The 8,401-nt window shown below is 48.4% G+C and carries 12 protein-coding genes; 5 read left to right on the top strand and 7 right to left on the bottom strand.

Annotation, left to right across the window (positions count from 1 at the left end; translation table 11 throughout):
* Nucleotides 1–299 precede the first annotated feature (299 nt).
* From lysM to ribA, 7 genes are all read right to left on the bottom strand, one after another.
* Nucleotides 300–722, bottom strand: coding sequence for a peptidoglycan-binding protein LysM (gene lysM, locus Q0605_RS10545; RefSeq protein WP_298706828.1), 423 nt, complete (start codon nt 720–722; stop codon nt 300–302).
* Between the two features lie 52 nt (nt 723–774).
* Complete coding sequence (gene htpX, locus Q0605_RS10540) at nt 775–1,635, bottom strand: zinc metalloprotease HtpX (protein ID WP_298706827.1); 861 nt, start codon at nt 1,633–1,635, stop codon at nt 775–777.
* 50 nt (nt 1,636–1,685) lie between these two features.
* The gene (locus tag Q0605_RS10535) at nt 1,686–2,888 is read right to left on the bottom strand and encodes a chloride channel protein (RefSeq protein ID WP_298706826.1); all 1,203 of its coding nucleotides are present in this window, start codon (nt 2,886–2,888) and stop codon (nt 1,686–1,688) included.
* A gap of 476 nt (nt 2,889–3,364) precedes the next feature.
* A complete protein-coding gene (locus Q0605_RS10530; RefSeq protein ID WP_298706825.1) occupies nt 3,365–3,907 on the bottom strand; it encodes a hypothetical protein in 543 nt (180 codons plus the stop codon).
* The gene (locus Q0605_RS10525; RefSeq protein WP_005872661.1) at nt 3,904–4,110 is read right to left on the bottom strand and encodes a hypothetical protein; all 207 of its coding nucleotides are present in this window, start codon (nt 4,108–4,110) and stop codon (nt 3,904–3,906) included. The genes Q0605_RS10530 and Q0605_RS10525 overlap by 4 nt, the downstream gene beginning before the upstream one ends.
* The gene (rsmG, locus tag Q0605_RS10520) at nt 4,110–4,688 is read right to left on the bottom strand and encodes a 16S rRNA (guanine(527)-N(7))-methyltransferase RsmG (RefSeq protein WP_298706824.1); all 579 of its coding nucleotides are present in this window, start codon (nt 4,686–4,688) and stop codon (nt 4,110–4,112) included. Before rsmG ends, Q0605_RS10525 begins: the two co-directional genes overlap by 1 nt.
* Nucleotides 4,685–5,245 (bottom strand): GTP cyclohydrolase II, encoded by a 561-nt coding sequence (gene ribA / locus Q0605_RS10515; RefSeq protein ID WP_298706823.1) that lies wholly within the window; start codon nt 5,243–5,245, stop codon nt 4,685–4,687. Before ribA ends, rsmG begins: the two co-directional genes overlap by 4 nt.
* 63 nt (nt 5,246–5,308) lie before the next feature.
* On the opposite strand from ribA, the gene hemB reads away from it, so the two are divergent.
* From hemB to Q0605_RS10490, 5 genes are read left to right on the top strand one after another with little or no spacing between them, the layout of a single operon-like run.
* A complete protein-coding gene (gene hemB / locus Q0605_RS10510) occupies nt 5,309–6,283 on the top strand; it encodes a porphobilinogen synthase (protein WP_298706822.1) in 975 nt (324 codons plus the stop codon).
* A 2-nt stretch (nt 6,284–6,285) separates the two neighbouring features.
* Nucleotides 6,286–6,501: a hypothetical protein gene (locus Q0605_RS10505; RefSeq protein WP_298706821.1), complete on the top strand. Its 216-nt coding sequence runs from the start codon at nt 6,286–6,288 to the stop codon at nt 6,499–6,501.
* A 10-nt stretch (nt 6,502–6,511) separates the two neighbouring features.
* Entirely contained in the window at nt 6,512–6,904 is a 393-nt protein-coding gene (locus tag Q0605_RS10500; protein WP_298706820.1) for a type II toxin-antitoxin system death-on-curing family toxin, read from the top strand.
* Entirely contained in the window at nt 6,901–7,824 is a 924-nt protein-coding gene (gene argF / locus Q0605_RS10495; protein WP_298706819.1) for an ornithine carbamoyltransferase, read from the top strand. The genes Q0605_RS10500 and argF overlap by 4 nt, the downstream gene beginning before the upstream one ends.
* 14 nt (nt 7,825–7,838) lie before the next feature.
* A complete protein-coding gene (locus Q0605_RS10490; protein WP_298706818.1) occupies nt 7,839–8,321 on the top strand; it encodes a DUF2603 domain-containing protein in 483 nt (160 codons plus the stop codon).
* Nucleotides 8,322–8,401: the final 80 nt, after the last annotated feature.

The raw sequence follows: 8,401 nt of genomic DNA, 5'->3' as shown, positions 1-8,401 counted from the left end.
GTCCGCAGTCTGCAAAATCCATAACTTGCAAAATTATGCCGTGCCGTCGGTTCATAAAATCATAGTTTAAAAACTGCACTGCACAGCCAGCTTAAAATCACGTCGTGCCGCTAGTTTGCAAAACCGCGTCTTTTAAAGCGTAAAAAACCGCGGCGCCTCGCTAACTCGTAAAATTTAGCTCGCCAAAATCGCGCTGTATCGCGGGCTGATAAAATCACTGCTCGCACAAACGCAGCGCAATGCTCGCAAAAGTAAAATCCGCGGCTTGCAAAATCAAGCCACAGCATGCAAAAGCGAGCTTAAGCTTTTGGAATTCTGATCTTCTGCCCCGGATAGATGAGGTTCGCGTCTTTGATAACCTCGCGGTTGGCGTCGAAAATAATCTTGTATTTGTTCGCGTCGCCGTAGAATTTCTTCGCGATTTTAGATAGGTTATCGCCCTTTACGATGGTGTAGTAGTTTTCGGCGCTATCCTCTCTGATGCCCTCGATCTGCACGTTTTTGATGCCTGCGGTGTTGCCCGCGATGAGGGCTGCTTTTTCGAGAGTTTCCTTATCGGCGTTACCGCTGATTTTGACGGTGTCGCCCTGCACCTCGACCTCTAGCCCCTCTACCGGCGTAGAGCTGAGATTGTTGGCGATCTCATCTTTTACGTGCTTGGCGTCATCGCCTAGACCTAGTAGTTTCTTGCCTGCTTCGGCTACGAATGAAAGTAAACCCATTGTTTTCTCCTTTGGTTAAAGTGGGGAAATTTTATCTTAAATTTACCAACGATCAGCTTAGGCGCATATCCCTGTCGATCTGCTCTAGTCTAGCGATGCGATCTGCGGTGCTTGGGTGGGTACGGAAAAGCCTAGAGAGGCTGCTCGCTGCGTCGCCGAAAGGATTTACGATAAACATATGCGCGCTAGCGGCATCTGCGGAGCGCATGCGGTAGTTTTGGGAGTAGGCGTCAAGCTTTTTGAGCGCCGAGATCAGCCACTGCGGATGCGACGTAAGCGCCGCGGCACCCGCATCGGCCTTATATTCTCTCGTACGCGAGATGCTCATCTGTATGATACTCGCAGCTAGCGGCATTACGATGGCGGCTATTAGCATAAAAATCCCGTTTGAGCGGTTATTGGAGTTGCCGCCGCCTACCATCGCGCTAAACTGCGCGAAATTTGCCAGTAGTGCGATAGCTCCCGCAAACATCGCCGCGACCGAACCGATGAGAATATCGTAGTGATTTACGTGGCTTAGCTCGTGCGCGAGCACCCCTTCGATCTCTTGCGGGTTCATTAAATTTAGCAGCCCGCGCGTTACCGCAACGGCGGCGTGATTTGGATTGCGTCCCGTAGCAAAGGCGTTTGGTACTTCCTCTTCGATGATGTAAATTTGCGGCATAGGCAGATTCGCCCTCGCGCAGAGGCGGTCCACTATGTCATAAAGCATCGGCTCGCTATCCTCGCTTACCGGTACCGCGCGGTAGTGCTTCAGCACCAGCTTGTCGCTGAAAAAGTAGCTGAAAAAATTCATCGCACACGCCGCGCAGAAGGCTATCATCATGCCGCTGCGTCCGCCTACGGCGTTACCTACAAACATAAAAATCATCACCAGCGCGCCCATTAAAAGCGCGGTTTTTAGCTTTTCCATTACGTTTCCTTGAAGAAATTTAATCGCAAATTCTAACCGGCGAAGCGCCCTTATTTTAAATTTCTTGTCAATAAATTTCTAATGCCGACGGCGCAGACGATGCTAAAAACGACGACCGAATATGAGTTGATATTTAGCCCGCAAAATCCTGCACTTAGGGCAAAGGCGCAAAGCGGCGCGTTTAGGTTGATCGCTAAAAAGGCAGCCCCTCCGCAAACGCCCGCTGCGCTTAGGCTAATAGGTAGAATTTCGCCGATCGCAAATCCAACGCATAGCCCCAAAACTGCGCCCAGCGCGAAGCTTGGCGTTAGCGTGCCGCCATATCCGCCGCAGCGAAAGATCATCAAAATGCAAAATGCCTTGCAAAGCAAGATCGCAAGCAAATATGGGCTAAAGGACGCTGAGTTGAAAGCAAACTGCGCTGCAGAGCGTCCGTTACCTAAAATTTCTGGTACGTATGCGCCGATCGCCGCGGTAAGTAAAAACGCAAGCGGCAGTGTAAGTGCGATTTTGAGGCTTTTTATGCGCCGTTTTTCGTACAAGCGCACCCCGTCTTGAAAGTATTTTGCCGCGACCCCCGTGACAAGCCCGATTAGAGCCGCTGCGAGCAAATTCTGTGGGGTAGGGGCGAAGTTCGAAACTGCGTAATAAATTTCTTTTGAAGCTCCGAATTCCGCTGTAGCTGTAGCCACCGCACTAGTGGCAAAGGCGCACAAAATCGCTTGAGTATCGAAGCTTTTAAGTAAAATTTCTAGGCTAAAAAGCGCGCCCGCTAACGGGACGTTATATACAGCGCCTAGTCCCGCTCCCGCGCCGCATGCGACAAATAGCCGAAGCTCATCTCCGCCGATATTTAAGGTGCGGCAAATTTTAGCCGCAAATAAGCCACCTAGCTCGCGCGGGGCAGCCTCACTGCCTACCGGTGCGCCCATGGCGATGGCTGCAAGCTGCAAAACCGAGTGGATTAAATTTTGCCAAAACGGCGGATTTTGTCCCTCCATCATCGAAGCTACGTTTAAAAAGGGTTTTAGTCTTATCAGCAGAATTCTAATTATAGTTACGATTGCGCCGGCTGCGAGGACGCTAAGAAAGCGCCTAAGCGCAGTGGTTTGCTCTGTGATAATGTGAAATTCCTCATCATTATGCCCGAAAGCAAAAGTTTCAATTTCGTTGATGCCGAAGTTTAAGAGCCCTGCGCAAAGCCCCATTATAACGCCTATCGCAAGGATCGCTAAAAAGAATTTAGTACTCAAAATATGCCTTTTTGAAACGCATAATTATATAAAATTTTAGCTTTAAAAAATCCTTATCATGCGTATAAAAGCAGCTAAAACGCGAGTAAAATTTAAAACAATGGCTAGGAATTTATATCATCTCTGCGGGTAAATTTTGCGCGAAATTCTATGAAGCTTAGGCAGGTTCGGAATTTTATTTGAAATTTCTTGCCGCGAGGACAGGCGGAATTCTACGTAAAATTTAAATCTATCCGAGCGGGTAAAATTTTAAATTGAGTAAGCGAGAAAATTTTGCAGAGGACGCGTGAGATTTCGCGCAGAATTATAATTTACGAAAGAGGGCAAAATTCCGCGTAGAATTCCGATCCGCGTAAGCGGGTGAAATTCGCGTTAAATTCTAAGCCGCGAGGCTAAGCAAAATTATATGCGCGGAATTTTAATTTGCATAAGTCATAGGAATTTTATACCCGCGAACAAATTCGCTTAGGATTTTGCTATTTTTTCCAAATATCGTCATTTTTACCAGCTGCGGGCGCGCTTAGCTTTTTATCCAGAGCCGAAATTTTATCCGCGAGCTTTTGCGCGCCGCCGAAAATTTCATCTTTTTTCGGAAGCCCGAAGTGAAATTTCGAGCCTACGCTATCTCCGATGCTTGCAAGTAGCGATTTGGGCGCGTTTGCGATCGCGTCTTTAAAGATCGCCGCATCGATTCCGAGCTCGGCTAGGCCTTTTAACGCCCGCGCAGAGCCGATAAACATCGCAATCTTGGCGTCGAAAAGATAATCATTGGCTAGCTTTTGTGCGGCCGCGGCGGATTTTTTATCCACGATGATGAAGCGCGCGCCTGCGCCGTTTGCGAGCAAAATTTCATTTATATCGTTCGTAATAACGCTAAATTTTTTCTGCGCCTTTTGTGCGGCGGCGATGAGCCTGTCGTTAAATTTAAAGAGCAGATTGTCGTATTTGAAAACTTCGTCGCCGTTTTTGATGAGATACAGCGGCTCGTAGGGCACGAGCGCGTGGCCTAGGATGATCATTTGCCGCCCCTTAGTTTGGCTTCGCAGGATTTGCAAAGGCGTTTTTTATCGCGCAGAGCAAGCTCGTCGCTGCTAAAGTACGTCCCGCACTCGTCGCACGCCAAAAGCTCGGTCGCATCGTCCTTTTTCTTTATGCGAAATCTAGGCACTATCAAAAAATATATGAGCGCCGCGATAACGGCAACGGCTAGAATTTTTCCCATTATTTCACCCCTTTGATCACTAAAAATTTTCTATTTTTCAAAGCGTTTTCGCCGCTAAAAATTTCGCAGCGCGCGCTTGCAAATTCCTTGCGGAATTCCGCCGCTTCCGCCTCTGCGCCTGAGCCCTTGTAGAGCAAAAACGTAGTGTTTTCATCGTAAAAGCCGCGGCAAATTTCAATTAAATTTCGCGCGCTCATTAGCGCCCGCGAGCTTATCAGATCGGCGCGTAGCTTTGCGCCGTCTTGCACGCGCTCGGCGTGGATTTTTACGTTAGCTAGAACGAGGCTAACTTTCGCGTAGGTTAGAAACGCCGCTTTTTTTTGATTTGGCTCAAACAGATGCCACTCGCACAGCGGCAGCGCAAGCGCCAAAAAAATCCCCGGAAAGCCCGCTCCCGAGCCGATGTCGCACGCGATGCGCGGATAGCGCGGTATGAAATTCGCTCCGCTTAGGCTGTCGCGCACCACCGCGTCCAAATCATCGTAATTCGTGAGGCTATGGACGCGGTTAAATTTTTGCAGGCAGGCTTTAAATTTAGCGACCTGCTCGTTAAAGCTTTCGTCCGGCGCAAGCTTCACAGCAGATGCCCCATCTGCTCTTTTTTGACGCGCAGATAGTTTTCATTAAATTTATTAGGCGTGATGATGATCGGCACGCGCGCGACCACTTCTACTTTCAGATCGTGCAGCTTTTGCGGGTTGTTCGTAAGCAGATTTATGCGCGAAATTCCAAAATGAGCGAGTATGAAATCCACGATCTCATAGGTTCGCTCGTCCGCTTTGAAGCCTAGCTGATGGTTTGCTTCGATCGTATCGAGCCCCTGATCTTGCAGCGCGTAGGCGTTGATTTTATTAAAAAGCCCGATATTGCGCCCCTCTTGACGCAGATAGATCACCATGCCGCCGTGCTCTTCGATATATTTTAGGCTCGCTTCGAGCTGTTCGCCGCAGTCGCACTTTAGGCTGCCGATCGCATCGCCGGTAAGGCACTCCGAGTGGATCCGCACGTTTACGGCGCCCTCCAAAGGTTGCTTAAATATCACTAGATGCTCTTTCTCGCCTTGCTTAAACGACTGAATGCGGAAGCTTCCGAAGCGGGAGGGGAGATTTGCGACCTCTGAAATTTTTATATCCATGCTTAAATTTACTCCGATTGTGATATTATGAATCCCGCAATTCTAGCTAAAAAAGGAAAAATAATGTTTAAACGATTTAGACGGCTACGAATAAACCCTGCGCTTAGGGATCTGGTGCGACAAACCGATCTGCAAACCCGCTCGCTGATCTATCCGCTTTTTGTCGTGGAAGGAAGCGGCATCAAAAAGGAGATCGCCTCGATGCCCGGCGTATTTCAGATGAGCTTGGATGAAATTTTAAAAGAGTGCGAGACCCTTTTGACGCTCGGTTTGGATAAAATTTTACTTTTCGGAATTCCTTCGCTAAAGGACAGCATCGGCTCGGACGCGCTAAGCGAGGACGGCATCATCGCGACTTCGCTGCGCGCGATAAAGGCTAAATTTCCAAATTTACTCGTCATCACCGATCTGTGCTTTTGCGAATACACCGACCACGGACACTGCGGCATCATCGATCATGTACATCAGACGGTGGATAATGACGCGACGCTTGAAATTTCGGCGCAGCAGGCGCTCATTCACGCCAAAGCGGGCGCGGATATGATCGCACCCAGCGGCATGATGGACGGCATTATCGCTACCTTGAGAGAGACGCTTGATCGCGGCGGATTTGAAAATTTACCGATTATGGCGTATTCGAGCAAGTTTGCCAGCGGCTATTACGGGCCGTTTCGCGATGTGGCGGAGAGCGCGCCGAGCTTCGGCGATCGCAGTAGCTACCAGATGGATCCCGCAAATAGATTTGAAGCGATCAACGAAAGCCTGCAAGACGAGGCGCAGGGAGCGGACATCTTGATGATAAAGCCCGCGCTTGCGTATCTGGATCTAATCAGAGATCTGCGGGAGCGCACGCTGCTGCCGATCTGCGCATATAACGTAAGCGGCGAATACTCACTACTGCAGGCGGGTAAAAAAGCGGGCGTGATCGATTATGAGCGCGTGATGATGGAGACGATGATAGGCATAAGGCGCGCCGGCGCGGATATTATCATCACCTATCACGCCAAGGAGATCGCGGAAATTTTAAACAGGGGCTAGCGATGAATAAAATAGCATTAGAGATTAAAAGTAACGAAATGGAAGCCGTCTTGGATGCGGTGATGAAGCTAGCAAAAAAGATGAAATTTGAAGCTAAAATTTTACCCGAAAATAGGGATGAGTATATAGAAAATTTTGGCGAGCTTTCTAGCGCCGTTCTTACAAAGCTGGATAAACCGAGCAATAGGGCGGTTTTTGAGCGCCTAAAGGATAAATGAAAAAAGACAAATGAAATATCTAACGCTGCATCAGGCTATTTTTATCCACGATAAAATGTTAGAAAAAATAGGCGGAAGCAAGGGCTGTAATAAAACTTCGCTCGGCTATTTATCGTCCGCATTGCAGAATATAAAAAACGATCTGTATTACCCTACTATGGCGGATAAACTCGCGCATTTGACGCATTCGTGCATAAAATTTCATCCTTTCGCCGACGGCAATAAAAGGACGGCGATTTTGCTAGCCGATATGTTTTTGTCGGCAAATTCTATAGTTTTGGACGACGAGGAATTTTATGCGGCGATGGAAGATATAGTCGTAAAGGTGGCTGCGGGCGATATGACGAAAGGTGATTTAAAAGAATTTTTTAGTAAATTTATAAAAGATAAGGTGGATAAATGAGGCACTTTCTTACGTTAAACGATTTTAGCAAAGATGAAATTTTGCAAATGCTAAATTTAGCTTTTGAGATTAAAAAAGAGGCGAAGGCGCGAGATTTTAAGCCGTATCTGAAAGATCAAAAATTAGCGATGATATTTGAAAAAAGCTCGACAAGGACGCGCGTGAGCTTCGACGTAGGGATGAACGAGCTCGGCGGGCACGCGCTATTTTTGAGCAGTCGCGACATCCAGCTCGGGCGAGGCGAGCCGATCAAAGACACTGCGCGCGTGATTTCGCGAATGTGCGATCTAATCATGGCGCGCGTAAATCGCCACGAGACGCTAATAGAGCTTGCGGAATTTAGCCGCGTGCCGGTGATAAACGGGTTAAGCGATAAATTTCATCCCGTGCAGCTAATGGCGGATTTAATGACGATCGCGGAGTGCGGTATTGAAACTCCAAAGATAAAAGCCGCGTACGTGGGCGACGGCAATAATATGACGCACTCGTGGCTGATGCTTGCTAGCAAGCTTGGCTTTGAGCTGCGAGTAGCGACGCCGAAAGGCTACGAAGCTGATCCGCAGATACTGGCGCAGGCGCAAAAAAATGCTAAAATTTCAGGCGCTAAAATTTTAATAACGAACGATATAAAAGAAGCCGTAGCGGGCGCAAACGTCGTGACGACTGATACTTGGGTTTCGATGGGGCAAGAAGGCGAAAAGGAGCAAAGAATTCGCGATTTCGCGGGCTTTTGCGTGGATGAAAGCTTAATGGCTCTGGCTGAAAAAAACGCGATCTTTTTGCACTGCCTGCCGGCGTATCGCGGATACGAGGTGAGCGAGGCCGTGTTTGAAACGCATGCGGATGAAATTTTTGCAGAGGCGGAAAATCGCCTGCACGCGCAAAAGGGCGTTATGGTCTGGTTGGATCAAAGAAGGTAAATTTAGGAGAAAGCATGGAAGAAAAAGATAAAGCGCTAAAAAAGATCGACAAAGCGAGCGAATTTTTCGGGCTGGATAGCTCGAAAAGGACGGTTTTTGAAATTTCGCAGGGCGAGGACAACGAGAAAAAACTCACTTTAAAAAGCGGCTCGTGGAGCGACGAGGAACCGTGGTTCGGCATCGACGAAAATAACGAAGTGCACACGATGATCTCGATAAAATCGCTTGCAAATCTCATCGCCGCGACCAAAAACGCGATGCAGGAAAATTTTAATCTCAAGCTTGAGCGCTCGATTTTGCAGCATACGCCGGTGGATTTCGGCGACGCGTGGATCGTGTGTATGGACGAGATCAGAAGGCTAACGGGCGCAAATCCGAGTGCGAAAAGATTAAGCTTAGACGTCGATGCCGTCGTCTCGCGCGTAAAAAGCCTGCATCCGAACCTTTTCATCAACATCGAAGAGCTTATCAAAACCAAGGCGGACAGCCGTGAATAGCATAGATTTCGACGCTTACGCGAAATTTTCGCGTCCCGGACCCCGCTACACGAGCTATCCGACCGCTTTGGAATTTAGCG

Source organism: uncultured Campylobacter sp., assembly GCF_938017705.1.
Taxonomy (GTDB): domain Bacteria; phylum Campylobacterota; class Campylobacteria; order Campylobacterales; family Campylobacteraceae; genus Campylobacter_B.
Note: the sequence above shows the minus strand (reverse complement) of the source record. Positions and strands in the feature narration are given on the sequence as shown.

What these genes read in the sequence shown, in the direction of transcription:
- lysM (WP_298706828.1), bottom strand. Translation starts at nt 722, where the DNA reads ATGGGTTTACTTTCATTCGTAGCCGAAGCAGGCAAGAAACTACTAGGT.
- htpX (WP_298706827.1), bottom strand. Translation starts at nt 1,635, where the DNA reads ATGGAAAAGCTAAAAACCGCGCTTTTAATGGGCGCGCTGGTGATGATT.
- Q0605_RS10530 (WP_298706825.1), bottom strand. Translation starts at nt 3,907, where the DNA reads ATGATCATCCTAGGCCACGCGCTCGTGCCCTACGAGCCGCTGTATCTC.
- Q0605_RS10525 (WP_005872661.1), bottom strand. Translation starts at nt 4,110, where the DNA reads ATGGGAAAAATTCTAGCCGTTGCCGTTATCGCGGCGCTCATATATTTT.
- ribA (WP_298706823.1), bottom strand. Translation starts at nt 5,245, where the DNA reads ATGGATATAAAAATTTCAGAGGTCGCAAATCTCCCCTCCCGCTTCGGA.
- hemB (WP_298706822.1), top strand. Translation starts at nt 5,309, where the DNA reads ATGTTTAAACGATTTAGACGGCTACGAATAAACCCTGCGCTTAGGGAT.
- Q0605_RS10505 (WP_298706821.1), top strand. Translation starts at nt 6,286, where the DNA reads ATGAATAAAATAGCATTAGAGATTAAAAGTAACGAAATGGAAGCCGTC.
- Q0605_RS10500 (WP_298706820.1), top strand. Translation starts at nt 6,512, where the DNA reads ATGAAATATCTAACGCTGCATCAGGCTATTTTTATCCACGATAAAATG.
- argF (WP_298706819.1), top strand. Translation starts at nt 6,901, where the DNA reads ATGAGGCACTTTCTTACGTTAAACGATTTTAGCAAAGATGAAATTTTG.
- Q0605_RS10490 (WP_298706818.1), top strand. Translation starts at nt 7,839, where the DNA reads ATGGAAGAAAAAGATAAAGCGCTAAAAAAGATCGACAAAGCGAGCGAA.